Source organism: Niallia sp. FSL W8-1348, assembly GCF_038006745.1.
Taxonomy (GTDB): domain Bacteria; phylum Bacillota; class Bacilli; order Bacillales; family Cytobacillaceae; genus Niallia; species Niallia alba.
On record NZ_JBBOVV010000002.1, the window covers coordinates 58,642 to 84,826 of the forward strand.

A 26,185-nucleotide genomic window follows, 5' to 3' on the forward strand; every position below is an offset into this window, starting at 1 on the left:
AGGAGTCGAGTGTCTTCCGCTCCATTCCACTCTGTTTTTAAAGGCAATTCCCTAAAAAATATTGTTTTTTTAGAAAAAATGAATTAGTAGGAAATATGGAGCAGCCTGAATACACGTAGACTCCTATGGGAGCTGCGAGAAAGTCCGAGACCCTGCAGGCCATAGGCCGAAGCGGCTCGGCGCTCGCCCCATGGAAAGCGAAGTGTATTCAGGCTGCGGATATTAACACTAACTGTACTGAAACAGCCTTTTATAAAACTAATAAAACCCGAACAATCATTTAGGATTATTTGATAGTTGTTCGGGTTTATCTATGACTGGAATACTTATTTCCCAGCCTCTTTTTCCTACTTATTCTTTTAAATATTCCATTGTTCTTTTGATGTTTGAAAGTTAGGATAGTCTTTTTTTAGACTTATTTCATTATATTTATTTAGTAATACATCCAATTCTTGACTGCATATAATGGCTGAAGAAGATGAAAAACCATGTTTCATAGCAATTTCAATAAGCTCTGTGCGCTTTAATTCGATTTGAGTAAGTAATTGCTTTTTTAGCATGGTAATTTTCCTTTCCGTCTATTATTTCTACTTCTAATTGATTACCTGTTCCTAATAAGGATGAAAGGAATATTTAGGTAACGTGATATTTTAGTGTGAAAATTAATTTACTTAATTATATCTATTTTTGGAAGTAAATGCAAAAATATCGTAGAAATACATAAACAGATGGAACAAGCATATAGATATAGGAAATGGGGAAAAGGAGAGATAAAAAGTGGTTGATATAAACTTATTTATTGCTTTGGGTGCCGGTTTTTTAAGCTTTATTTCTCCATGCTGTTTGCCATTATATCCAGCCTATTTATCTTATATTACTGGAATGTCTATAGGGCAGCTAGAAGAGGATAGATTATTTAAAAATAATAGTTTTATACATACGATATTATTCCTGTTAGGATTTTCTATTATTTTTATTGCACTTGGATTTGGTTCTACTTATATTGGAACCTATTTTAAATCTTATCATGAGGAAATTAGAAAGATAGGTTCAATCACGATTGTCTTTTTTGGTCTTATCATTAGTGGTGTTTTAAAACCTAAATGGCTCATGAAAGAATACCGATTTTCATTTAAATCTAGACCTACTGGTTATTTAGGCTCTTTGCTAATTGGCTTAAGCTTTGCAGCAGGATGGACACCATGCAATGGACCAATTCTAGCAACAGTCCTCTCTTTAGCAAGTCTTCACCCAGAAACGAGCTTGCTCTATTTAGGAGGTTACATTCTGGGGTTCGCATTGCCATTTATCCTTCTATCTTTCTTTATCTCTCATCTGAACAAGTTAAAGAAGTATAGTGTTCATTTTATGAAATTTGGGGGCTACTGTATGATTGCCATGGGATTCCTGTTATATATAGATGGGATGAAATGGTTCACACGAGTCATTTCGCCAATTTTTGGTGATTTTCAAGGTTTTTAATCCATTCAGCTTGCTGTATAATAGGAATTAAGAGGGTAAGGAGGATTTTTTGAAATAGAGTGATTTAAGTTACCTACATACCATGATTTGTCAACTTATGTGACAAAATAGATTGAAATTATCAAAAAGATTCGCTATATTGGATAAGTATTATGAAATATATATTACTATTAGAGATTGTTTTTTGGTGTTGAGGAGGAAGTACGATGGCTCGAATATTGATTGTGGATGATGCAAAATTTATGAGAATGACACTCTCAAATATATTAACTAGATCAAATCATGAAGTAGTTGGTGAGGGTGAAAATGGCAAGGAAGCAGTAAGATTGTATCGTGAATTGGATCCGGATTTGGTCACAATGGATATTACAATGCCAGAGATGAGCGGATTAGACGCTGTCAAAGAAATAAAGAAGGAATTCCCGCAGGCGAAAATTATCATGTGTTCTGCAATGGGGCAACAAAAAATGGTAGTCGAAGCAATTGAAGCTGGTGCTAAGGATTTTATTGTGAAGCCTTTTGATGATACAAGAGTTTTAGATGCAATAAATCGGGTGTTAAGATAACTAACGAAATGCAAAAAGGATATGATTCGAGTCGTATCCGTTTTTTTTATCTCTAATCCCTATGTTTAACTAGTTGATAAAGATAGATAAAAAATAGACAGGTTAGTAATCTTGATGGTAAGATTAAATGTATTGTAATGGAATTGATAAAAGGTAAGTAAAGGGGTTTTTCTATGACTTCTGTCATAATTTCAACAGTTATTGCAGTGTTTATGGGTGTCTTTTTTACGGTTATGAGAATGAAAGCGGCTACGAAGCCCGTCTCACTTAAAAAAATTATTCTCCCACCATTTTTTATGAGTACTGGTGCTTTAATGTTTGTCTTTCCTTATTTTCGAATTACCGGACAGGAAATACTAGAAGCGGCTATTGCTGGTATCATATTTTCATTTTTGTTAATTAAAACAACAAAATTTGAAATCAAAGAAAATGATATCTATTTAATTAATTCAAAAGTTTTTATCTATATATTATTTGGACTGTTAGCAATTAGAATTGTTGCTAAATTTATATTAAGCAGTTCAATCGATGTTGGCCCATTAGGTGGCATGTTCTGGATGCTAGCTTTCTGTATGATTGTTCCATGGCGAATTGCCATGTATATCAATTACAAGAAATTAGCAAAGAATTTAAGTCCGACAAATTAATAATATATTTAATCAAACTAGCTGGTTTAGAAAGAAATCTAGCTAGTTTTTGTTTTGAAAGCATAAAATTATTTCCTATATAGTATCCAACATATTGGTAATATTTAAGGAGAGAAAAGATTTTTTACAGAAAATTCACTAGTCATAAAGTCTTATTTACTTGTATAATAGAAGAATCTATAAAATGGATTTAACTTCTATAAGTGTTAAATGGATGGGAGAAGGGAGATTGAAATGAGATTTACGATTACGAAAAAGTTGGGGTTAGGATTTCTTTTAGTTATTATATGTATTTTACTAATTACTACTCTCTCCAATACACAAATTGCTAAGGTCGATAAAAACTATTCAAGTGTCATTGATCAACAGGTAAATAAGGTTATCATCTTGAAAAACATGAAAATAAACATGCTTCTTCAATCAGATGGAATAAATGGTTATTTGCTTACAGGAGAAACTTCTTATCTAACAAATTATGATGGTGGTTCTAAACGACTAGTAAATGATTTTAATACACTAAGTAATATGGATAATGATACTACAAGCAAAGAACTTATTGAGAGTATCCAAAAGCTTCAAGCAGATTTTTTAGTTCTTGGTGATAAGGCAGTGCAGGAAAAGATTTTAGAAAATGAAGAAAATTATCTCGATTTGATTACTCAGTCTAATGACATTCGGACAGAGTTTAGTAATGAAACAGATCAATTAATTAAATACGAAGAAACTAAAATGAGTGAAATAAGAGACAAAGTAGCTAGTGAAACAAAGGTTTATATTAATATTGTGATTGGATTAAGTGCATTCGCTATATTATCGGCGATTCTTATTGCTGTTTGGATTAGTAAAACAATCGCAAGAGGGATGAAGGAATCTTCTTCTATCATAAAAAAAGTAAGTGCAGGTGACTTAACAAAACAAGAAGTAAAAGGGAAAAGAAAAGATGAATTTGGAGAAATGGTAAGTTCACTGGCTAAGATGAATGATGAACTGGCGGATATCATTCAAGAAGTAAGAGAGACAGCCAATACGGTAAGTTTAAGCAGTGAGGAAATGGAAAACAGTGCAAAACAAACAGCTGTAGTTGCGGAACAAGTTTCAAGTATTTCCGAGAAATCGGTTGTACAGGTGGAGAGCCAAATGAACCAATTCCAAGTTGCTGTTCAAAATTATGATCTTATGAATAAAAGCATGGAGGAAATCACAGAGCGCAGTATTGCCATGAAAACAAAAATGTCAGAGGCAATGCGAAAAGCTCAAGATGGCAATCGTTCTATTGATGATGTTGTAGATAAAATGAAGGACATTAGTCATTCTGTTGTGGATTCATCAGAAATTATAAAATTGCTGGAACATAAATCTGCAGAAATTAGGCAAATTGCAGAATTAATAACAACAGTGGCAGAGCAGACAAATCTTTTGGCATTAAATGCGGCAATTGAAGCTGCAAGAGCAGGAGAACATGGAAAAGGATTTTCTGTAGTTGCCGATGAGGTTAGGAAATTGGCGGAAGAGAGCAGTAATTCTGCAAACTTAATTCAAAATGTTACAGATAGCATTCAGAAGGAAATAGGCCTTGCTGTTGATGGTATGAATAAAACAAGTACAATTGTAAATGAAGGCTTAGAAGGAACGGAAAAAACGAATATTGCTTTTACAGAGATTTTGCAGTCTATTTCTAATGTATCGGATAATGTTGAAGAAGTAACGAAGGAAATAGAAGACTTATCAACGAATAGTAAAGAAATGAAAAAAATTATGGAAAGTGTTTATAAAATATCTTCGGAGAGTATTTCTTATACACAAGAAACATCTGCTGCAACCGAAGAACAACTTGCATCGATGACAGAAATGACAGATTCTGCTAAAAAGCTTTCGGATATTGCTTCTAGTTTACAAAAGACAGTATCCCATTTTAAACTATAATTAGACATAACTAAAAGAGTCACCATTCATTTTACGTACAAAATGAATGGTGACTCTTTTTCACCTCGTATTTGCCATAACATACACTTATCCTACTCCTATTATATGGGAAATTATTTCGATTTATCTTTTTGAATAGTTTGTTTTGCAAGTTGGTGTCCAAAGACAGATACACCTGCTGCAATGATTCCATTTGTTATAGCTTCAAATGTGAATCCATAGGCAAAAGTTGCTAATACACTAGAAGCTAGGAGAAGAATCCAAATGATGGACCAATCAGGGATAATTGGCGTTTGTTTCAGCGCATAGCCAATAACCCAGAGAACGGGTACCAATATATAATAATGACCAAGTAAAAAAGATTGTAACCATTCCAAAGCATCTTTCCCTCCTTTAATGCTATATTGCTAGCATATGTGAAAGCAGGAAATATGATTGTTTTTATAACCATTGCCCCCTAAAAATTCCTTGAACCATTATAATAAAAAATCCCCGACTTTCTTTCGACGAAAACTGTCCTTTTTTCTTTGTTTGGCCTATTTAAAAGGTGATAGGAGGTGAGGCAGATGGCACAAGTTCATTGGAATGAATCTAGTTTGAAGCTGATGTTTCTGAATGGTATTAAAGAAAACGGAGATCCAAATCTTGTTACAAAAACGTTTCGAAATGTAAATGAAACGGCAACTCCAGAACAAATCTTAGCTGTAGCTCAGGGACTAGCATCATTAGTAACCTATTCTTTGTATTCTGTTGAAAGAAATGACACATCAGAAATTATCGAAGGTTAATTAGTACCACAGCAAGGGAGATTACTATTGTTTCACTATTAAAATAGAAGAAAGGAGAATTTTGAATGGCAAAAACATTAGAATTAACTTTTGAAACAAATAATGGGAAGTCGTCAAAGCTATCCCTTGAAAGTCCTATAGAACCAGTTAATTCAGAACAAGTATTAACAGTTATGCAAAGTATTATAGCCGCTAATGTTTTTACGTCCAATAATGGAGAATTAGCAGCCGTCAAAGGGATACGTTTGGTTGAAAGAAATGTCACTGATTATGAAATCTAAGAAATAATGGAGGATTATTACTATGGGGCTAATAACAAAGTAATACTATTAGTCCCAAGTAATAGGGTAGAGAGTTTCCATAGGAGGCGTGTAGAATGGAGGAATTAATTTCATTTATCAGCCAAGTTGGTTTTCCTATCGTTATCAGCTTCTACTTGCTGAACCGGATTGAAACTAAATTGGACATAATGATTAGCTCGATTCAAAGTTTACCTGAATTAATCAAAAAATAGAAATCTCTTTTATTAAGACTAGTAATTAAAATTATCAAAAAAATGAAAGGGTTTTCTATTGACAATAATAGTTAAAAATGTTAAATTTACATTAACCGTTATTAACGTATCTAGTATTTTATTTATTCGATTTGTTACTGCAAATGAGAGATTAATAGCCCAATGCTTATGCGTGAAAATGGTAATTTAAAGATGAAGCTAGCAAAGCTTTTTTAGGAGGATTTTTTTACATGAAAAACGGTAAAGTAAAATGGTTTAACGCAGAAAAAGGTTTTGGATTTATTGAAGCTGAAGATGGAAATGATGTATTTGTACACTATTCAGCGATTCAAGTGGAAGGCTTTAAATCTTTAGAAGAAGGCCAAGGCGTTTCATTTGAAGTAGTAGAAGGTGCACGTGGCCCACAAGCTGCTAACGTTACTAAAATATAATAATAACAATTCCTTATATAAAAAAGGTCAGGCCCAAAAAGGGTCTGACCTTTTTCTATTTGATCCACAGATTACCACATTCGTTATCTGAAAATATGCATTTCCTTCCTTGATAGAAATAATTGGCTAACTTCCCCTCCTATTCCTCCTCTTTTAAATTGTTTGCTATAATAGTAGAATATATTATTTAATTGGAAAAAATTATTATACGAATATCATTCTTTTTTTTCATAAACATAGAGGTGAAAATAGTGAAATTTATTCATACAGCAGATTGGCATTTAGGAAAATTAGTTCATGGATTATACATGACAGAGGATCAACGATTTATGCTTCAACAATTTATGGAGCTAGTAGAAAAGGAAAAGCCTGATGCTGTCATTATAGCAGGTGACTTATACGATCGCTCCATTCCGCCAACTGATGCAGTTAATTTACTTGATGATGTTTTATATTTTATCAATGTGGAATTAAATACACCGATTCTTGCTATCTCAGGAAATCACGATAGCGCAGAGCGGTTATCTTTTGGTAGCTCATGGTATCAGAAAAATCGCTTTTATTTAAATGGAAAAATCGAAAACAGTTTTACTCCCGTTTCATTGGGTGGAGTGAATTTTTACTTAGTACCGTACTGCGAACCAGTTGTAGTACGAAAATTATTAGCGGATGATACGATACTTAATCATCATGAAGCAATGAAAGCGATAATTGGAAAGATTGAAGATAATTTAACTACAAATGAACCGAATGTGCTGATTGGTCATAGTTTTGTACTTGGTGGTAAAACAACAGATTCCGAGAGAAGTTTATCTGTAGGGGGATCAGGTTGTGTTGGTGCGGAACTATTTGCTCCATTCTCTTATACTGCGCTTGGGCATTTGCATAGTCCAAATGCTATTCATCATGAAACTGTAAAGTATTCTGGCTCGTTAATGAAATATTCTTTTTCGGAAGCAAAACAAAATAAATCTGTATCTATTATAGAAATAGATGAAAAAGGAAGTTTCACGCAAAAGTATCATGCACTTACTCCGCAAAAAGATATGCGAGAGCTAGAGGGACATTTAGAAGAATTATTAGATGTTGCTTATTATCAGCATCAAAAAGTGGATGATTATTTAAAAATTACATTGCTTGATGAAGGGGCGATTTTAGATCCCATTCAAAAATTGCGTCAAGTGTATCCTAATGTTCTGCACTTAGAACGAAAAATAGAAAATAGAGATCGTAAAGAAAAGTCGCTGCTACAGGTACAAAAAGATGCTCAGAAAAATGAACTGGAGTTATTTGCATCATTCTATGAAGAAATGACAACAGCTTCTTTTACGGAGGAGAAAAAAGACTGGATGGAAAGTGTTATTAACAAAGTTCTAAGAGCGGAGGGTGCTAAATGAGACCTTTAAAACTTACGATGCAGGCATTTGGCCCTTATGCTCATAAGGAAGTAATTGATTTTACTGTTTTAGGAAATCGAACGATGTTTGTCATTTCAGGGAAAACTGGTTCCGGGAAAACAACTATTTTTGACGGGATAAGCTATGCCATTTATGGGAAAGCAAGCGGAGAAGACCGAAATGGGCCAGAATTACGCAGTCAGTTTGCTGATGATTCTTTGCTAACAGAAGTTAGTTTTGAATTTAAACTAAAAGAAAAACGATTTTTAATCACACGCTCTCCTCAGCAAGAGAAGAAGAAGGCGAGGGGAGAAGGGTTTACTACAATTGGAGCAAAAGCCGAGCTATTTACGTTTAATGAAGATGGAGAGGAGTTACTAGTTGCCTCTTCCATTCGTGATGTGGACGAAAAAGTAAAAGAAATAATGCAGATTGACAGTAATCAGTTTCGGCAAATACTGATGATTCCACAAGGGGAATTTCGCAAATTACTGACTTCAGATAGCAAAGAAAAAGAAAATATCTTGCAGCGGTTATTTCATACCGAAATGTATAAGCGCATAGAAGATAAATTAAGGGACCAAGCACAGGGGCTAAAAAAAGATGTTGAGCAAAAGGTTTTGCTGCGCAATAATGCCTTATCTAAAATAGATGCTGTTTTCCAAGATGACTTAATAGCTTTGATGGAAGCAGGAAGTGACAACGATGTGGCAATTCTTCCTCTATTAGAACAAGAAATAGGACTAATGGGAGAAGAAGTAAATAAATTACAAACGAGGCTTGATCAAAAAAATAAAGAACGAGATGTTATTAGACAGCATTTATATGAAGCTGAATTAATTATAAAACAAATGAAGCTAAAAGAAGAGCTTTCCATACGTTTAAAAGAATTGGATGAACAAAAAAAGGATTATTCCAAAATAGAAAAGAAAATAGAGTTGGCTCAAAAAGCAGCTCTTCTAGCCCAGCAAGAAGAAATTTGCCACCATTTAAAAAAACAAATCGATGGTAAGCAGGTAGAAGAAAAGACCATTCGATCCTCGTTAGAAAATATTCAGGCAAAACTTGTCAAAGCAGAACAGCTATATACCCAGGAATTAGCGAGGGATGAGGAACGCAAACATTTGGCTAATTATCTTGCTGATTTAAAAAATATGGAAAAGGATGTCCTGCAATACGCAGAAGTCGAAGGGCAACTTTTAAAATTAAAAAGAGACATGGAAAACCTTGCTTCTAAACAAGGAATACTCCAAGTACAGCGAAAAGAGAAAGAGTCTACGATTCAAAGATATAAAGAACGGATCAAACAATTAGACAGCATGAAAGAATTGCTGGTTAGTAATAAAGATAAAATTCGCAATCTGCAATCTATATTAGAACGTATTAATGACTATTTAGAAGTGTCCCAGCGTGTAATAAAACGTAAGGCTGATGCAGATTCGAAGGAAAAACAGCTAGAAATTATCGTAAGAAGATTTGAAGATGCAAAAGCATTAGTAGAAGAGCTAGAGAATAAATGGCTTACTAATCAATCATATATTTTAGCAAGGAATTTAAAGGTGGATGAAGCTTGTCCAGTATGTGGGAGCGTACATCACCCTAACCCTGCAACAACTATTACACAGCATCAAGATATCTCTGAAGAAGACCGAAAAAGCGCGAAAAATGATTTGTCAGCAATAGAAAAGGAAAAAATGAAAACTGAAACGGCTTGGGTAGAAGCAAATACCCAATGGAAATTGCTAAATGAAGATGCGCAAATGAAGCTGCAAAAAGTTGTAGATATTTATCCTTCCTTTATAGTGGAGGATGGAGAAATAGTAGCCAATACAATCCAAAACGAGCTCCAGGATATCAGCCTTGAACAAAGGAAATTAGTGGAACAAACAGCGGAAATGGAAAAAATGAAGCAATCTTTATTAGAGGTGGAAGATCAACATCAAGATGTACAAGCACAGCTTGAGAAAATAGCAGGAGAAATCCAAGAAACTACCATTCAATATACAGAGCAAAACACAATGCTAAAAAATATGAAAAATACAATTCCTACCGATTTACGGGAAATATCTCAGTATAAAAAAATGTGTAAGGACACCTCGTTACAATTAGAGAAATTGGAGGCACAATTTGTAAAAGCGCAGGAAAAGGTTCAGCGCACAAAAGAAGACTGGCAAAAAGAGTCGGTTCGATTAGAAAGTATTGAAAAACAGATAATACAGTTATCCGAAAATTTACAGGCGGAAAGAGAGATTTTCTTAAACAGAATGACACAACAAGGTTTTGCAACGTATCGCTCTTATGCGGAAAGTAAAGTACCTGATAAAGAAGTGGAACAGCTGAAAGCAGCGGTACAGTCTTATCGCGAAGAGTGTCGTTCCGTTTCTGATCGATTAAAAGATTTGGAAGAGGCGCTTAAAGATATAACCGTACCAAATATGGATGAGTTACAAAACAAGTTAACCATAATAGTGGAAGAAGTAAATAAATTTCAGCAAGAACATACGAATATGCTAATAAAACAAAAAGACAATAAAGCGATATATAATCAAGTTGTACAAATAAATCAACAGGTAAAAGAACTAGAAAATCAATATAATCTAGTTGGCCATTTATCCGATATAGCAAGAGGTCAAAATGCGCAGCGAATTACATTTGAACGTTATGTATTGGCATCTTTCTTAGATGAAATATTGCTGCAGGCGAACAGTAGACTTAATAAAATGACAAGTGGCCGCTATCAGCTTGTCCGAAAGAGTGATCGCTCAAAAGGAAATGTCCAAAGTGGCTTAGAATTACTTGTATTTGATCAGTACACAGGCCAAGAAAGACATGTTAAAACTTTGTCAGGTGGGGAAAGTTTTAAGGCAGCATTATCGTTGGCTTTAGGACTTTGTGATGTCGTGCAAAATTTTGCCGGGGGAATTTCACTTGAAACAATGTTTATCGATGAAGGATTTGGCACACTAGATCCGGAATCATTGGATCAAGCAATTGAAACACTTATGGATATTCAAAGCTCAGGAAGACTGGTCGGCGTTATTTCCCATGTACCTGAATTGAAAGATAGAATGGAAGTAAGACTAGAGGTGATCGCTGGACAAACAGGAAGTACTACTCGATTTGAATATTTACATTAATAAACAACAACAGAAACCAGGAGCATTATTTTGAGAAAAAAAAGAAAGAAACGTGGAAGAACGATATTTATTATATTGATTTTTTTCTTCATTCTTCTATTATATTGGAAATTAAATCAACCTGACTATAGTAAGGTGCCTATGCCTACAGGCTTAAATCCAGTTGTAGAGGAGAATAAAGATATTCTTGTCAAAAAAGCAGGAGATATTGGAATTCGGGTAGTAATTACCGAGGACTTCAGAAGTGTAGAAGAACAAGACCGTCTATATGAACAAGGTAGAACGAGAGAAGGTTCTGTTGTTACCAATGCAAAGGGTGGGGAATCGTATCATAATTATGGACTTGCTATTGATTTTGCCCTTTTGGATATTAACGGAGCAGTTATTTGGGATATGAAATATGATGGGAATGGAAATGGCAAAACTGATTGGTCTGAAGTAGTAGAAATAGCAAAAGAGCTAGGCTTTCAATGGGGAGGAGACTGGACTAACTTTAAAGATTACCCACACTTTCAAATGGATTTTGGCTTGTCCATTGAAGACTTACAAAGAGGCAAAAGACCTTGAATAACAAAAAAGAGGATGACTCATAATAATCGGTGTCATCCTCTTTAAATTTGTAAAGATTAAACCAATTGACTTAATAAATAATGATAAATTAATTTCCCTGTTGCCTCAATAGAAGTAAAATGAGTGCGTTCATAGGCATGAGAAGAATCAATTCCAGGTCCGATTAACGCATGTTTAATATCATGACCAGACCGGATTGCAGCAGAGGCATCAGATCCATAGTACGGGTAGATATCTAGCTGGTAGGGAACCTCATGCTTATCTGCTAATTGAACAAGGTGTTTTCTTAAAGCATAGTGATAAGGACCGCTCGAATCCTTTACACAGATGGACACTGTATACTCGTCAGTTGATTGGCCATCTCCCATTGCCCCCATATCTACAGCCAAATACTCCACTGTTTCTACTGGAATATTTGAATTTCCACCATAACCAATCTCCTCATTATTAGAAAAGAGGAAGTTAGTTGTATATGGTAGTTCGACGTTACTTTCTTTTATTGTTTTCATCAATAATAAAAGAATGGCTGCACTTGCTTTATCATCTAAATGCCTGGATTTAATAAATCCAGACGGAGTTATTTCTACCCGTGGGTAAAAAGAAACAAAGTCACCAACTGAAATACCTAAATTTTTCACATCTTCTTTGGTTTTAACGATTTCATCAATTCTGACTTCCATATTGGCTTGATTACGCTCTGCTGTTCTAGCATCTTTATAGACATGTACAGAAGTTTGATGAAGGAGAATGGTTCCGGTATACGTCTTTCCAGAAGTCGTTTCAATGATACAATTTTCTCCTTCAATACTGTTATATGTAAAACCGCCAATTAAATCTAAGCGAAGTCTTCCGTTCGATTTGACTTCTTTGACCATGGCACCAAGTGTATCAACGTGAGCAGTAAGCATACGCTGTTTGTCCGTTGTTTTGCCAGGGATAGTTGCAATCAATCCTCCTTTATTATTTCGATAGGTTGAAATATTGGCTTCCTGTAAATATTTCTCCAATAATTGAATGATTGATTCTGTATTTCCTGATGGACTTGTAACATTTAATAACTGCTCTAATAAAGCGATATACTCTTTTTGATCAATATGTATCAACTGAATTTCCTCCTTTTTAAATCCATTCCATTATACTATTAAAAAAATGAATATTAAATATGCTTGTTCGCAGTTTAGCTTACTTATTTGCAGGGTAGAAAGAGATGGTTGTGAGTATTTACCATTTTCATTTTTAATAAAATCTGCTATTATTCATTCTTGTCGAAAATACGCAAAACATGTTCTTTTCTCCCTTTTTTTCGTATAAATATAGATATTGCTGGAAATATTCATTAATTTAATGTAAGATGTGGTTAATTTGAAATCTCTCTTAATGTAAATTTACATTAACAGGAAGTAAAAGGAATGACCATTTTGAAAATCATGTGTTATAATGGATTACGTCATTTCTTCAACTGCTACTTCTTGATAGGATGAACAAATGGAAGGGCAGTAACATATGTAGATAAGGTAGCACTATTTAAGGGAAAATCAACAGCATATTAAAAATTGTTAATTATTTGAATTGAGGTGAACGGGATTGAAAGGTACAGTGGAATTATTTCGTAAATTTTTAACAAAACATTCTTCTTTCTTTTTAATCGCCATATTTTTATTTTGGATGAAAACGTATATTGGATATAAGGTAGAGTTTAGCATTGGAGTACAAGGACCAATGCAGGAATTTCTATTATTTATTAATCCATTGAGCTCCGCACTGCTCTTTATCGGACTTGCTCTATTTGTTAAAGGAAAATTACAACCTGTTTATATTACGATAAACACAGCGTTGATGTCAGCATTGCTTTATGCAAACATCGTATACTATCGATTCTTTACTGACTTTATAACAGTTCCAGTAATGATGCAGGTAAAAGTAAATGGTGGACAATTGAGTGACAGTATTTTATCACTTCTAAAACCATATGATATTCTTTATTTCCTAGATGTTATTATTTTGATTGTTTTATTAGCTACAAAAGCATATAAACCTACTATACAAAAAAATAGAAGAGCAGCAAAATCTGTTTTTGCATTAGCTGTTTTAACATTTGTTATTAATTTAGGATTAGCAGAGGCAGATCGTCCTCAGTTATTAAGTAGATCTTTCGATAGAAACTATTTAGTGAAATATTTAGGTGCTTATAACTTTACTGTATATGATATTGTGCAAAACGCTAGATCTGAAAGTCAGAGAGCGTTGGCAGACAGCAGTGATATTACCGAGGTGCAAAATTTTATTAGTGCCAATTATGCTGAGCCAAATGATAAATACTTTGGCGTTGCAGAAGGCAAGAACGTTATCTATGTATCCCTTGAATCATTGCAAAGCTTCATTATTAATTACAAGTTAGATGGGCAAGAAGTTACACCGTTTTTAAACTCTTTACTTAAAGATGAAAACACATTCTATTTTGATAATTTCTTTCACCAAACAGGACAAGGGAAAACATCTGATGCAGAATTTATGATGGAAAATTCTTTATATGGAATGTCTCAAGGAGCTGTTTTTGTAAATAAAGCACAAAATACATTACAATCAGCACCAGCCATCCTAAAAGGAAAAGGCTATACTTCTGCTGCGTTCCATGGTAATTATAAAACCTTCTGGAATCGTAATGAAATGTATAAAACGATTGGATACGATTATTTCTTTGATGCAGAGTATTATGATATGTCCGAAGAAAATACGAAAAACTATGGAATGAAAGATATTCCTTTCTTTGAGCAAAGCATGCCTTTATTAGAAGGGTTAAAGCAACCATTCTATACAAAATTCATTACTTTATCTAACCACCATCCATTCGAAATGGATGAAGGCGATACAGACTTCCCAGCAGGTGACTTTGGCGATAATGCGGTAAACCACTATTTCCAATCTGCTAATTATTTAGACGAATCAATCCGTTTATTCTTTGAAGAGTTAAAAGAATCTGGATTATATGATAATACAGTGATCGTTATGTATGGGGACCATTATGGTATTTCTGAAAACCATAATAAAGCTATGGCACAAGTACTTGGTGTCGATGAAATAACACCATTTATGAATACACAGCTTCAACGTGTTCCATTGTTTATTCATGTGCCAGGTGTAGAAGGAAATGTAGTAAGCGAATTTGGTGGCGAAGTAGATGTAATGCCAACATTAATGCACCTTCTAGGTATTGATACAAAAGATTATTTACAAGTTGGTTCTGATTTGCTGTCTGAGCAACACCGTGAAACAGTTCCATTTAGAAATGGAGACTTCGTTTCTCCAACACTCACAAAAATTGGTGATAACTATTATAATGCAGATGGTGAGTTAGTCGATGCTGAACAAGGCAAAGAACAAGCAGAAGCAGCCGCTGCGGAATTACAAGCTTCTGATAGTATTGTGATGAAAGATTTACTGAGATTCCATAAACCAAATGGATTCACTCCGATCAATCGCGATGATTATCACTATTTAAAAGGTTCAACAACAACAAGTAATACAGAAGAATCAGTAGAAGAATAATAAAAAAATCCCTTTCCGTTTGGAAAGGGATTTTTGTGTGTAAACGTTCAAAAATAATTCAATAAATCTTCAACAAAAAGGCTTGCAGGTTTGTAGGGATGAGAGTATGATAACAATGAATATTTCAGAAATTGAAATAATTTTGATTAGAAAAAGGATGATACAGGGATGATGGAGTCAGAACAGACAAATTCAGAAAATGAGAGGCTTAGCATCAAGAATGGAATTTACACAACGCTTATATTAAATATCTCTAATAACTATTTTCCCCTTTTTGCGATAAGTGTTTTAGGGGCAACCAATTATCAAGTAGGATTAATTAGTTCACTTCCACAGTTTATTGGAATGTTCGCAATGATCATTGGTTCTATTATCATTAATCGGCTTCAGGAGAAAAAGATGTTTACCGTGTATTCTTTTTTCGTTGCAAGGCTTTTTTTAGTTGGTATTGCTTTAGTCGTATTTATACCTGATAAATATCAAGCAATCGTTTTTATTGTTTTGGTCGGACTTATGAATTTTCCTTTTTCCTTTGCAAATTTAAGTTGGCAGGCATTCATTGGAGATATTATTCAAGAAGATAGAAGAAGTGGGTTTTTTAGCACAAGAAATAAAATGATGACCATAATTGGCATGGTTTCGACTTTCTTTATTGGTATATTTCTGCAATTTTTTGACAAGTCTAATCCGACACCTTATGTAGTTTTATACTTATTAGCCTTTGCGTTTGGCTTGTTAGAATTACATTATTTAAAACAGCATGCGGAACCAAAAAAGAAAGTAGTTATAAAAGAAAAGACATCGTTATTTGGAATAGCTGTTTTTAAAAATAAACCATTTTTATACTTCATCATAAGTGCGCTGTTTTTTAATTTTGCATGGCAAATGTGCTGGATATTGTTTAGTATCTATCAAATAAAATTTGCTGGAGCAACAGGGCTATGGATCAGTTTATTTGCAGTTGCTAATTCGATTGGTCAAATCGTAAGTTTTAAATGGTGGGCCAGAATGGCGGATAAACATTCAAATGCAAAAATGCTTATTTTAGTGTCTATCGGAATGGCGGTTGCTCCATGGATGACACTGGTCTCCACAAATCTTGTTTTTCTTGTAATTACAAATATATTTGCTGGTTTATTTGTATCTGGAACGGTCTTGTTACTGTTTAATCAGCTGTTGGATGTGACGACAGAAGATAACCGTAGCATCTGTATTTCCAACTATAATATACTACTTGCTTTCATTGCGTTTATCGCACCTCAATTTGGTGTTTATCTCTTAGAAACAACGAATATATATACTGCAATGAATATTTCAGGTTTTTTAAGAGCTTTTAGCGGTGTATTCTTCTTTTTTCTTTATTTATATTTAAAAAGAAGAGAAGGAGTTACGTTCAAGCGAAAAATGGCAAAAATATAAAGGGAAACTTCCGTCAGTGGGAGGCTTCCTTCCTCTCCCACTGCTGGTTAGTTGAACCAATTGGACCTTAACGGACAGTTGATATCCCACCCATCTTCCTCGTATACTTATAAACTTGAGGGGGGAGTCTTACTCTCCGTTAAGAGTGGGGGTAAATACACATAATAAATCCCATATCTGTAAAAGATATGGGATGCTTATTCTTATTAAAGTGGAAATTTAATTTTAAATATGATAAAATAAATGAATCTTTTAGTGATGTCATTTTGATTAAAACATGTATAGTTTTTCTATAATAATGATATCACATAATGATTCTGCTTGTCAAGCTAATTGATTAGGGGTGGGGGCACTATGAGTAATAATAAGGAAGCACTAGAAAAAGTCACCGAACAAAAGAGAATTGATTTTGTGCGGAACGAAATGGACGATAAGTTGAAACTAATGGAACAAGACATTCACAATATTGGCGGCGATGTGAGTCAAATTCGTTCTAACTTTTGGGAAGATGTTACAGTTAACTTAGATGAACCAGATGACGTTATCGAAACATTTACAAGTATAAAACAGCAAGCAGAGCTGCTTGGAGAGAGAGAGCGAACATATGGACAGATTCATAGACAGCAGAAGATTCTTCATAAACTGAAAGATACTCCATACTTTGGAAGAATTGATTTTGATGAAGCTGGTGAAGGAACAGAACAAGTCTATATTGGAATTGCTTCTTTGATGGATAAAAAAAATGAAACATTCTATATCTATGATTGGAGAGCACCGATTTCTAGCGTTTACTACGATTATTCGCCAGGACCTGCGTCTTATCAAACACCTGGCGGGAAAATTGACGGTGAATTATTGCTAAAAAGACAATTTATCATCCGGAATGGAAAGTTAATTAGCTTATTTGATACAGGTGTGACGATTGGGGATGAGTTATTGCTTGAAGTTCTTGGCAATAACGCAAATTCGATGATGAAATCGATCGTTGCAACAATTCAAAAGGAACAAAATCAAATAATTCGTAACGAAAAAAGTAGGTATTTGCTAGTACAAGGAGTGGCAGGAAGCGGAAAAACATCTGCAGCATTGCAACGGGTAGCCTACTTATTATACAAGCACCGAGATACATTGAAATCAGATAATATCATGCTTTTTTCTCCTAACCCACTTTTTAATAGCTATGTATCCACCGTACTACCAGAACTTGGGGAAGAAAATATGCGCCAGTCTACTTTTTTTGAGTATTTACAGACACGGATAGGAAAAGCGCACCAAGTGGAAGATTCTTTTTCGCAATTAGAATATTTATTAACGGAAACAAATACACTTCAAAAAGAAAGCAGATTAAAGAGTATTCAATTTAAAAGCAGTGTTGCATTTAAAGACCTAATAGACAATTATTTCCGTGCGTTACATAAAGACGGCATGGCATTTAAGGATATCGTTTTTCGTAACAAAGTGTTTATTTCAAGGGAAGAACTGACGAGAAAATTTTACGAGATGGAAAGTCACATCTCCATTCCAAATCGAATTCAGTTACTAATTGAATGGGCTCAAAAAGAAATGAAAAAGCATGCAAAAGCGGAAAGAAAACAGCAATGGGTCGATGATGAAATAGAACTATTGGATAAAGAGGAGTACTTAGAAGCCTTTCATGCAGCCCAAAAGAAAAATGGCAAAGAAGATGAATTCGACTATTTTGATCAAGAGGAAAGGTTTTTGCGAAAGGTGATTGTGAATAGGCATTTTAAATCGATATATGTCTCTATTAAGAAAAGGAGATTTATTGATATTCCTGCTATGTATCGAGAGATTTTCCTATTAAGTTGTCCAGAATCGGTAACAGAAGAGGTTTGGCGAAAAATAGCAGAGCAAACAATCGCCAATCTTGAACAAAGTTTCCTATCGTATGAAGATGGTACGCCTTTTGCCTATTTAATGGATAAAATAGAGGGAAGAAAATCGACATCCGGTATTCGTCAGGTATTTATCGATGAAGCACAGGATTATTCTGATTTTCAGATGAATTATTTAAAAGAGCTGTTTCCGTATAGCAAGATGACGCTTCTTGGAGATATTAACCAGGCGATTTATGCCCATCAGCATAACGAAATAGTTAGCAAGGAAGTCAATGAAGAAGTAGAACGAATTGTGTTAATGAAAAGCTATCGATCAACAAAAGAAATTGTTGAATTTACAAGAGGACTTGCTGTAAATGGAGACTTGATTGAGCCCTTTAATCGTCATGGAGAAAAACCAAAAGTTATACATGCTCAGGATTCGACTAAGAAGATAGACGACCTATTAATTCGAATAAAGGATTGGCAGGAGAACGGGTATAAAACAATTGCAATCATTTGCAAAACAATTAAGGAAAGCAGTGAAGTTTATGAATTGCTAAAAAAGAAAATAGACGTACGCTTCATTCAAAAAGGAACGACATCTTATGAAAAGGGCATTTCCGTCATTCCTGCCTATTTGGCGAAAGGGATTGAGTTTGATGGTGTAGTTCTTTATAATGCTTCCAGTTATCATGGAGACTTGGAAAAAGAATTATTTTATACTGCTTGTACAAGAGCAATGCACGCATTAACAATGTATATGGATGATGGTAAATTAAATCCATATTTCGATCAGATAAACCAAGATACGTATGAGACGATAGAGGTAAACTAACTATGTCTTTAATAAAGGAAATGTGGATTTATCTCACTGTTAGCGATCAGTAAGAGCTAACAGCAAGCTACGAAAAATAAATGTAACGAACCAACAGCGGGAAATGAAAAACCCCCACTGTTGGTTCGTTTTCTTTATTAAATGGTTTTACTATCTTACTTATTTTTTTACCATACTTCGGCAAGTTCAAACCAGTAATGACAGATGGTTTCTAAACCTTTATCATAGTTTTCAAGGTGAAAATGTTCATTTGGTGCATGGAAATTTTCATCTGGTAAACCGAATCCCATTAATACAATAGGTAAGTTTAAAATTTGGTCAAATGCTGCAACAATTGGAATAGAACCGCCACCTCTTGTATAGGAAGTCGGCACTTTGTACACTTTTTCATAGGCTTTTCCAGCTGCTTGAATCGCTTTATGATCAAAAGGTGTTACAAAAGGAGTGCCTTTATCAAATAACTGTAATGTAACTTCAACACCCTTTGGTTTATGTGTATCTATATGTTTCTGTAATAAAGCTACTATTTCTTCAGGATCCTGAGCGGGGACAAGACGGCACGTAATTTTTGCACTTGCTTCTGAAGGAATAACGGTTTTAATCCCTGTTCCTTGAAATCCACCCTTTATGCCATTGATTTCAAGTGTTGGTCGAACCCATAGTCTTTCTAGTGTGGAATATCCTTCCTCACCGAAGAGGGTAGGAGAGCCTGTTTGTTCAATAAAAGATTCATCTGAAATTTGGAGTTCTTCAAATGTCTCTTTTTCATTTTTTGTTAAAGGGGTTACCTGATTATAAAACCCATCAACCGTAATAACTCCGTTTTTATCATGGAAGCTAGCTAATAACTCGCTTAATGCTGCAATTGGATTTTGAATGGCGCCGCCAAATAAACCAGAATGAAGATCGCTTTTGGGACCTTTCACATGAATTTCCATTCCGCATAAACCACGTAAGCCATAGCAAATCGTTGGTCTCCCTTGTTCAATCATACCTGTATCTGAAATCACAATTACATCAGCACTTAATTGTTCTTTCTTTTCTTCTACAAAGATCGGTAAGGCGGGACTGCCAATTTCCTCTTCTCCCTCCATACAAAATTTAATATTCACGGGAAGAGAACCTGTTGTTTGCAGTATCGCTTCAATTGCTTTGATATGCATAAAAACTTGCCCTTTATCATCACTTGCTCCTCTAGCATACAGCTTCTCGTCCCGTATTTCTGGTGAGAAAGGAGGGGAGTCCCATAATTCTAGGGGATCGACAGGCTGGACATCATAATGCCCATATACTAATACAGTCGGCTTGCCTTCTGCGTGAAGCCAATCTGCATAAACGACGGGATTCCCGTTAGTCTGATAGATAGACGCATTTTCTAGACCTGCTTGAGTGAGTGAATGTACTAACCATTCTGCTGTTTTGTTTATATCCTCTTTGTGTTCTGGGAGAGCGCTGATACTTGGCAATGATAAAAAAGAGAATAATTCGTTCAAATGATTTTCCTTTTTTTCTTTCAAATAATTTTGAATAATATTCATCCTATCATCCTCCATTTATTTCGATATTGAAAATAAATTCGCTTATTTCTGGGAATATCCTTTTTTTTTAGAAAATAAAATATATTGAAAAATAATTATTGTTAATGTAAAATTACACTATTAGTTGAAAAGGTAAGAAATTGATATGATTAGGGAGAAAGGATGCATAAAATGCAAAAAAATACGATTGCTATTTTTAATCCCATTATAGAGTTATTATATTCGAAGCAATATATATCAGAAGAGAGTTATACAGATATTACTTCTGGCTTTCAACGCTATTTAGAAGAAGAAGAGAAAAAAGAGCTACAGGAAAGAGAAGCACAAGAGAAGGTAGTTGGAAAAAAAGTTATCAAAAAGACGGAGCCAATCAAACAAAAGAAACAATATTCTCCAGAACAATTGCGGGAACGAAATATAGGTGTGATGCTTTACTTAGGAGTATTTCTTTTACTAATAGGTGGATTAGTCGTTGCGACAAGTAATTGGGACTCAATGCCAGGTTGGCTGAAAGCAACATCTATCTTCTTTGTTTCGATTTTATTTTTTGGGTTTGCATTATTATCGAAAAAAATTATTAAAATTGATCATACTGCATTTGCTTTCTTTCTCCTAGGAAGTCTGTTCTTGCCAATTGGATTTGTTTCCGTTAGTTTTTTTCAATTAGCAGGTGATTATCTCTCGATTCATGGTGATGGTAAATACTTACTTGGAGTAATTGCTGGTTTTGTGCTTTTCCCAATTTATCTTGGATTAGCAATTTATTTGAATTCCCGTTTATACAAAGTACTTACGATTGCAACAATGACTGCAACGGTGGCATTTTTTCTTGCTTTTCTGCCGCTATCCAAGGATGGCTTTTTCTTCTTTATGATTGCCTATCAGTTTATTTCAATCTATGTACTGTTAAAGCATCAACAGCTGAAATGGATTCTTTACTTTCGAAAGGAACTTACGACGATTGTTCAAGTACAGCTAATCTTAACTGCTTTATTTATGACATTTATTTACGAGAATACGATAATGAATGGTTTCTATTACTTGTTAATTAGCAGTCTCTTTATGATGACTATCGCCTTAACGAAAAGAAAACATGATCATTTTTTCATTACGATTGCGATTGCAATGGGTCTTTATCGTATTTTCACATATCCATTAATTGCCGACTTTCTGCCACTTGCCTTTGGTTGCTTTAGTATTATTCTTCTATCTTTTGTTTTCATTTTAAGAGGGAAGATGGAATGGGGAAGAGTTTGGGAAATTACTAGCTTTATTATTGCACTATCTACATTCTTGTTTACAATTGTTTATTATGGAGAACTATTTCTTGAAGGCAGTATATATCTAGTGCTAGCCTACCTCCTATTAGCAATAGAATTTTTGCTTTTATCAAAAAGACTGGACTATAGCTTTATTCGTTATTTACCAGTAGTATTTTTAAGCTTAGCTTTATGGAATATGGCTGCCTTACTTCAGTTAATAAATGATGCAGACAGTATTTTACTCGTACTTTACAGTATTCATATTGGCTTATTATTTCTGCTTGGAATTTTTAATAAGGGGAGCTTTTGGCAAATTATTAGAAAACCTTCCGCTATTTATTCTGTTTCTTGGATGGCGTTTATATCTTTCATTTCAACGGTGATTTTTATCGGTAAATGGTATATCCCTTTTATGATCGGTGGATTAACAATAAGTCTATTTGTCGGAAATAACTTGATAACAAATAAAAAGTATAAGCAAATTCTTTCCTATATTATTCCAATTGCTGTTTTTGGTGTTTATTTTACCTCAGCACAAGCGATAAATATTTTACAAGAGCAAGGACTTCCTTTCTCTATGGGAATAGCTAGTATATTCATGATTTTAACAGGAAGTACGTATGAGAAAATAGATAAAGAGATGGGGAGAATTAGCTATTTCGTCGGGCAAATAATGTATGGTTTTGGTTTGCTTTTGGTTTTTGAATATTTCGATATGAATAAATGGATCACAACTGGATTGTATGTATTAGCTATTCTTGTATTTTATGATCTTTATCGTAGATTGAAACATATCCTGATTGCTTGGTTAATCGCTATGGTTAGTTTAATTAGTTATTTTACTTTTGTCAGTTCTGTTTGGAACAGCGATACGCTCGTATTTGAAACGCTAATGAAATACGGATGGATAGGATTGTTTATTTTAGCCTTTACATTAAAAAATACATCTTTTAGGCTGCCGTTTTTAACGATTTCGCATTCGTACTTATTAATAAATATGATTATTGATCAAATATTTGCAGGGAATGATTCCTTTCTTCCGTTTATCTATGCGTATATTGTATACAGAATAAGTATTCATTTGGTTGGAAATAAATATTTGGTTAGGACATTCCGTTATGGAAGCTATCTATCCATTTATTTCTTTTTGGCAAGGATAATTTCGTTTGATTTTGCTGGAGGAAATTCCTATAGTTTCGCGTTTATTGTACTGTCACTTGTTTTATTTAGTATGTATTTCGTAGCAAAGGAAAAGGTAGAGATTCTTTACTTTTTCTTACCATTCAGCATAATCGGGATTATTTTTTGGTTGTTTGCCACACCGTTTACAATGATTACTTATTTTGTAATCCTTGTTTATGTGGCACTTATCTTATTGGTGATTCATCGAGAAAAAATACACCTATTATCACTTAGTGGAGTAGTCTTGTTACTTATTAACAATGAAATACTGATGTATGCGAAAGATTTTCTTCCATTTGATCGCTATCTATTATCGCTTATCTGGGGAATCTTATTTCTGTTCATGAGTACGAGTGTTTATACAGCTATGGTAAGATTGCGGGAAAAAGGAGAGAAGTGGGTTGATTTTTATCTCATAGGAAGCATTCTTTCGATCTTATCTTTATACGTAATTGAAACAACGTTTAACTGGGATATTGTCTTACCTGGAGTGCTTCTTGTAGTCGTAGCATATATCCAAAGAAACAGGGTAGACAAAGAAATGCAGTGGATTCCTAAGCTAATAAGCTTGTTTTTATTGTTATTACCGTATTATTCCTACCTTACGTTAATTTCGATTCCTTCTTATATCACTTCAGAGCTAGTTGTATTACCGTGGTTAGTGATTATGATTGGCACAAAGAAAATCTTAAGGAATGGAAAGCAAATGTTAGCCTATATAGAATGGGGTGTAGTAGGTACGATAGCTCTGATATTGGCAATAGATGGATATCTTTCCCACACCATATACGATGCTATTATTTTGGGAGGGCTTGCAGTTTTATCTATCTTATCAGGTTTTTATTTCCGTTATAAATCCTATTTCTTTGTAGGGATTGGTGTATTAGTACTTAATGTATTGCTACAAACAAGGCCATATTGGGGCAATTTCCCTTGGTGGGTGTATTTACTAATGGCAGGGTCTATCTTAATTACAATTGCTAGTGTTTATGAAATGCAGAAGCAGGGAAAACAGCCGAAAGCTGTTACAAAGCTAACTGATTGGAAAAATAGGTTGATCTTATTTTTAAAAACATGGAAATAAAAATTAGGGTCTGAACGTACGATTGTTCAGACCCTAATTTTTCATAATATCAATTGTTTGGGTTAATTCCGCTGTTACAATGTATCTTTTTGGTGCATTTCCGATAAAGGAAAAAGGATAGCAGGTCGTCAAGGTGAGAACTGGTCTAGGTTTAGGGGTAAGAATGGTTTTGTCTTTGGAAGACACCACAGAAAATTTCGTGATTTTGTATTCATATTCTTTTTCCGTTGTTTCGAGAATCAAGGAATCATTTTTTTCTAGATCTTTAAGAAAGCGAAAGAAGGTATCGCGATGTCCTGATAGGATGACATTATTGTTTTCGCCAGGTAAAGCACTTTTTTGATAATGACCAGCACCTTTTTTTAAAATCTCGGCACTAGTTCCTTCATAGACAGGAATACGCTTATTCTGATTTGGTATAATGATCGCTGCAATTTTTTCGCCTGGTTGTGCCTGATGTAATTTCGATAACACCCTTTGTTTGCCTTGGTGGAAAGACGGCTGCCTTGTGATGCTTTCTACCTTCGTATAACTGGTAGAAACATACAGAATCATCAACATCCCTACCAAAATAAGGAAGAGTCCAAGCTTCGTTCTATTTTTCATAGCTTGCTTTCCTAAATACTAAAAAAGCACCGACCAATGCTAACATATACCCTATACATAAGAAGACAGGGAGCGGGGAAGCTGTATTGGGAAGTTGTGCTGCATATAAATTAGCTAATTCTTGCGTCACTTCGGTTAAAGCCACCATTTTATCGATGGCTTCGACTGAAGAAACCATATCTGGTGTCACGACTGCATCTCCAATTAAAGTATTTTGGTTATCATATAATTCGATGGCAACAGTTGTATCCATTTCCTTAAGAAAGAGGTCAGTTAGTGCAAGTTCCGTTCTTTTTCCATTATCATCAATACCAATTAATACTGGCCTTAAGGATGTTGTGTTAAAAAAGTCTTTCCAAAAAGCACTTAATGCAGGATTCGTTACTTCATTTACCCCGCTTTCTTGATCTGTAACTTGGAAATCATTTAATTGTTCTTTCCATTCCTCAACTTTTGCAGCTAAAAGGGCAGGATTTTGTCTATTTAAATGACCGTAAAATTGTTGTTTTTCCGTATCGTCAAATCCGATATTTTCAAGGAATTTTTCCAACTTAAGCATTTTATCTTCATGATTTTTATAAAAGTCAATGGCAACCTCTAAATCTTCTAAAAACCAAAAATCTTCGACACCTTCATGAAAGCCTGCTAATAATATATCCAGCTCCTCTCGCGTCATTGAATTTTGGACAAGGAGTTGATCTAGATTAGTTGGAGTGATTGGTGTACCAAGTTGCTTTTCTAAAAGTTGAATAGTATCAAAATCACTCGTTTTTAATCCTTTAAAAGTTAAATATTCTTCTAAGTCATTTGTCGTCCAGCCTAGTTTATTAGCTAACATCTCTACTTCTTTTTCACTTGGAGAAGCGAACACAGGTGATACTTGCATACATACACCAAAGAAAAGAAGTAAAGAATAAAGAAATTTTTTCATTAGACAAACCTCCTCCACAGTACTTATTGGTAGTGTTTGTCATTTAATGAAAAAAATACGTGAATAAGCAAAGATATTTTTGGAGAAAGGGGAAGGGAGAGAAGTGAAACTAAAAAGGTCTTTGCTTTATGCAAAACCTAAGTTGAAATTATTCATTTGTTCAACACAAAAAATGAGATAGATCTGTTAAAGTGCTGCGGAAATCAGCAGAAATGGAAGTAAATCAGCCAAAGCAAAGAGGATATCAGCCAAAGGTGAAATAAATCAGCCAAAGTAGAGAGGATATCAGCCAAAAATGAAATAAATCAGCCAAAGGAAAGAGGATATCAGCCAAAAACGAAATAAATCAGCCAAAGGAAAGAGGATATCAGCCAAACATGAAATGAATCAGCCAAAGGAAAGAGAATATCAGCCAAAAATGAAATAAATCAGCCAAAGGAAAGAGAATATCAGCCAAAAATGAAATAAATCAGCCAAAGGAAAGAG

21 protein-coding genes are annotated in these 26,185 nt (G+C 34.3%); 15 read left to right on the forward strand and 6 right to left on the reverse strand.

Features of this window, described 5'->3' with window-relative positions:
* Positions 1-359: 359 nt before the first annotated feature.
* Positions 360-560, reverse strand: coding sequence for an aspartyl-phosphate phosphatase Spo0E family protein (locus tag NST60_RS18775; RefSeq protein ID WP_016204864.1), 201 nt, complete (start codon positions 558-560; stop codon positions 360-362).
* Between the two features lie 217 nt (positions 561-777).
* On the opposite strand from NST60_RS18775, the gene NST60_RS18780 reads away from it, so the two are divergent.
* The 4 genes from NST60_RS18780 (at position 778) to NST60_RS18795 (ending at position 4,618) form a co-directional block, all read left to right on the forward strand.
* Positions 778-1,482, forward strand: a complete 705-nt coding sequence (locus NST60_RS18780; RefSeq protein ID WP_016204863.1) for a cytochrome c biogenesis CcdA family protein — start codon at positions 778-780, stop codon at positions 1,480-1,482.
* Positions 1,483-1,688: 206 nt separating this feature from the next.
* On the forward strand, positions 1,689-2,048 hold the full coding sequence (locus NST60_RS18785; RefSeq protein ID WP_016204862.1) for a response regulator: 360 nt from the start codon (positions 1,689-1,691) through the stop codon (positions 2,046-2,048).
* A 173-nt stretch (positions 2,049-2,221) separates the two neighbouring features.
* Positions 2,222-2,695 carry a CcdC family protein gene (locus tag NST60_RS18790; RefSeq protein WP_254415078.1) on the forward strand — a complete coding sequence of 158 codons (474 nt, stop codon included), beginning with the start codon at positions 2,222-2,224 and terminating at the stop codon, positions 2,693-2,695.
* A 234-nt stretch (positions 2,696-2,929) separates the two neighbouring features.
* Positions 2,930-4,618: a methyl-accepting chemotaxis protein gene (locus NST60_RS18795; RefSeq protein WP_341099941.1), complete on the forward strand. Its 1,689-nt coding sequence runs from the start codon at positions 2,930-2,932 to the stop codon at positions 4,616-4,618.
* Between the two features lie 113 nt (positions 4,619-4,731).
* Here NST60_RS18795 and NST60_RS18800 read toward each other — a convergent pair whose 3' ends face one another.
* Complete coding sequence (locus NST60_RS18800; RefSeq protein WP_016204859.1) at positions 4,732-4,995, reverse strand: phage holin family protein; 264 nt, start codon at positions 4,993-4,995, stop codon at positions 4,732-4,734.
* Positions 4,996-5,184: 189 nt separating this feature from the next.
* On the opposite strand from NST60_RS18800, the gene NST60_RS18805 reads away from it, so the two are divergent.
* The 7 genes from NST60_RS18805 to NST60_RS18835 all read left to right on the forward strand — a co-directional run bounded on the left by NST60_RS18805 (position 5,185) and on the right by NST60_RS18835 (position 11,452).
* Complete coding sequence (locus NST60_RS18805) at positions 5,185-5,406, forward strand: DUF1659 domain-containing protein (RefSeq protein WP_016204858.1); 222 nt, start codon at positions 5,185-5,187, stop codon at positions 5,404-5,406.
* 65 nt (positions 5,407-5,471) lie between these two features.
* Positions 5,472-5,687, forward strand: a complete 216-nt coding sequence (locus NST60_RS18810) for a DUF2922 domain-containing protein (RefSeq protein ID WP_016204857.1) — start codon at positions 5,472-5,474, stop codon at positions 5,685-5,687.
* 95 nt (positions 5,688-5,782) lie between these two features.
* Complete coding sequence (locus tag NST60_RS18815; RefSeq protein WP_016204856.1) at positions 5,783-5,920, forward strand: YvrJ family protein; 138 nt, start codon at positions 5,783-5,785, stop codon at positions 5,918-5,920.
* A 230-nt stretch (positions 5,921-6,150) separates the two neighbouring features.
* On the forward strand, positions 6,151-6,351 hold the full coding sequence (locus NST60_RS18820; protein ID WP_016204855.1) for a cold-shock protein: 201 nt from the start codon (positions 6,151-6,153) through the stop codon (positions 6,349-6,351).
* A 251-nt stretch (positions 6,352-6,602) separates the two neighbouring features.
* Positions 6,603-7,748, forward strand: coding sequence for an exonuclease SbcCD subunit D (locus tag NST60_RS18825; RefSeq protein ID WP_254415080.1), 1,146 nt, complete (start codon positions 6,603-6,605; stop codon positions 7,746-7,748).
* Positions 7,745-10,885, forward strand: coding sequence for an SMC family ATPase (locus tag NST60_RS18830; protein WP_341099948.1), 3,141 nt, complete (start codon positions 7,745-7,747; stop codon positions 10,883-10,885). The genes NST60_RS18825 and NST60_RS18830 overlap by 4 nt, the downstream gene beginning before the upstream one ends.
* 30 nt (positions 10,886-10,915) lie before the next feature.
* A complete protein-coding gene (locus tag NST60_RS18835) occupies positions 10,916-11,452 on the forward strand; it encodes a M15 family metallopeptidase (RefSeq protein WP_101731225.1) in 537 nt (178 codons plus the stop codon).
* A gap of 59 nt (positions 11,453-11,511) precedes the next feature.
* Here the strand turns inward: NST60_RS18835 and NST60_RS18840 are convergent, their stop codons facing one another.
* The gene (locus tag NST60_RS18840) at positions 11,512-12,558 is read right to left on the reverse strand and encodes a M42 family metallopeptidase (protein ID WP_016204851.1); all 1,047 of its coding nucleotides are present in this window, start codon (positions 12,556-12,558) and stop codon (positions 11,512-11,514) included.
* 562 nt (positions 12,559-13,120) lie between these two features.
* Between NST60_RS18840 and NST60_RS18845 the strand changes: the two genes are divergently transcribed.
* The 3 genes from NST60_RS18845 (at position 13,121) to helD (ending at position 19,096) form a co-directional block, all read left to right on the forward strand.
* The gene (locus NST60_RS18845; RefSeq protein ID WP_341100305.1) at positions 13,121-15,001 is read left to right on the forward strand and encodes an LTA synthase family protein; all 1,881 of its coding nucleotides are present in this window, start codon (positions 13,121-13,123) and stop codon (positions 14,999-15,001) included.
* Between the two features lie 168 nt (positions 15,002-15,169).
* Positions 15,170-16,420: an MFS transporter gene (locus NST60_RS18850; RefSeq protein WP_328021383.1), complete on the forward strand. Its 1,251-nt coding sequence runs from the start codon at positions 15,170-15,172 to the stop codon at positions 16,418-16,420.
* A gap of 354 nt (positions 16,421-16,774) precedes the next feature.
* Positions 16,775-19,096: an RNA polymerase recycling motor HelD gene (gene helD / locus NST60_RS18855; protein ID WP_341099951.1), complete on the forward strand. Its 2,322-nt coding sequence runs from the start codon at positions 16,775-16,777 to the stop codon at positions 19,094-19,096.
* Positions 19,097-19,263: 167 nt separating this feature from the next.
* On the opposite strand, the gene NST60_RS18860 is transcribed toward helD, so the two are convergent.
* On the reverse strand, positions 19,264-20,634 hold the full coding sequence (locus NST60_RS18860) for a dipeptidase (RefSeq protein WP_341099953.1): 1,371 nt from the start codon (positions 20,632-20,634) through the stop codon (positions 19,264-19,266).
* A 171-nt stretch (positions 20,635-20,805) separates the two neighbouring features.
* On the opposite strand from NST60_RS18860, the gene NST60_RS18865 reads away from it, so the two are divergent.
* A complete protein-coding gene (locus NST60_RS18865) occupies positions 20,806-24,162 on the forward strand; it encodes a hypothetical protein (protein WP_341099954.1) in 3,357 nt (1,118 codons plus the stop codon).
* 33 nt (positions 24,163-24,195) lie between these two features.
* Here the strand turns inward: NST60_RS18865 and NST60_RS18870 are convergent, their stop codons facing one another.
* Both NST60_RS18870 and NST60_RS18875 read right to left on the reverse strand, forming a co-directional pair.
* Positions 24,196-24,768 carry a class D sortase gene (locus tag NST60_RS18870; RefSeq protein ID WP_341099956.1) on the reverse strand — a complete coding sequence of 191 codons (573 nt, stop codon included), beginning with the start codon at positions 24,766-24,768 and terminating at the stop codon, positions 24,196-24,198.
* A complete protein-coding gene (locus NST60_RS18875) occupies positions 24,758-25,699 on the reverse strand; it encodes a processed acidic surface protein (protein ID WP_016204846.1) in 942 nt (313 codons plus the stop codon). Before NST60_RS18875 ends, NST60_RS18870 begins: the two co-directional genes overlap by 11 nt.
* Positions 25,700-26,185: the final 486 nt, after the last annotated feature.

What these genes read in the sequence shown, in the direction of transcription:
- NST60_RS18775 (WP_016204864.1), bottom strand. Translation starts at nt 560, where the DNA reads ATGCTAAAAAAGCAATTACTTACTCAAATCGAATTAAAGCGCACAGAG.
- NST60_RS18785 (WP_016204862.1), top strand. Translation starts at nt 1,689, where the DNA reads ATGGCTCGAATATTGATTGTGGATGATGCAAAATTTATGAGAATGACA.
- NST60_RS18790 (WP_254415078.1), top strand. Translation starts at nt 2,222, where the DNA reads ATGACTTCTGTCATAATTTCAACAGTTATTGCAGTGTTTATGGGTGTC.
- NST60_RS18795 (WP_341099941.1), top strand. Translation starts at nt 2,930, where the DNA reads ATGAGATTTACGATTACGAAAAAGTTGGGGTTAGGATTTCTTTTAGTT.
- NST60_RS18805 (WP_016204858.1), top strand. Translation starts at nt 5,185, where the DNA reads ATGGCACAAGTTCATTGGAATGAATCTAGTTTGAAGCTGATGTTTCTG.
- NST60_RS18810 (WP_016204857.1), top strand. Translation starts at nt 5,472, where the DNA reads ATGGCAAAAACATTAGAATTAACTTTTGAAACAAATAATGGGAAGTCG.
- NST60_RS18815 (WP_016204856.1), top strand. Translation starts at nt 5,783, where the DNA reads ATGGAGGAATTAATTTCATTTATCAGCCAAGTTGGTTTTCCTATCGTT.
- NST60_RS18820 (WP_016204855.1), top strand. Translation starts at nt 6,151, where the DNA reads ATGAAAAACGGTAAAGTAAAATGGTTTAACGCAGAAAAAGGTTTTGGA.
- NST60_RS18830 (WP_341099948.1), top strand. Translation starts at nt 7,745, where the DNA reads ATGAGACCTTTAAAACTTACGATGCAGGCATTTGGCCCTTATGCTCAT.
- NST60_RS18845 (WP_341100305.1), top strand. Translation starts at nt 13,121, where the DNA reads ATGAAAACGTATATTGGATATAAGGTAGAGTTTAGCATTGGAGTACAA.
- NST60_RS18850 (WP_328021383.1), top strand. Translation starts at nt 15,170, where the DNA reads ATGATGGAGTCAGAACAGACAAATTCAGAAAATGAGAGGCTTAGCATC.
- helD (WP_341099951.1), top strand. Translation starts at nt 16,775, where the DNA reads ATGAGTAATAATAAGGAAGCACTAGAAAAAGTCACCGAACAAAAGAGA.
- NST60_RS18860 (WP_341099953.1), bottom strand. Translation starts at nt 20,634, where the DNA reads ATGAATATTATTCAAAATTATTTGAAAGAAAAAAAGGAAAATCATTTG.
- NST60_RS18865 (WP_341099954.1), top strand. Translation starts at nt 20,806, where the DNA reads ATGCAAAAAAATACGATTGCTATTTTTAATCCCATTATAGAGTTATTA.
- NST60_RS18870 (WP_341099956.1), bottom strand. Translation starts at nt 24,768, where the DNA reads ATGAAAAATAGAACGAAGCTTGGACTCTTCCTTATTTTGGTAGGGATG.
- NST60_RS18875 (WP_016204846.1), bottom strand. Translation starts at nt 25,699, where the DNA reads ATGAAAAAATTTCTTTATTCTTTACTTCTTTTCTTTGGTGTATGTATG.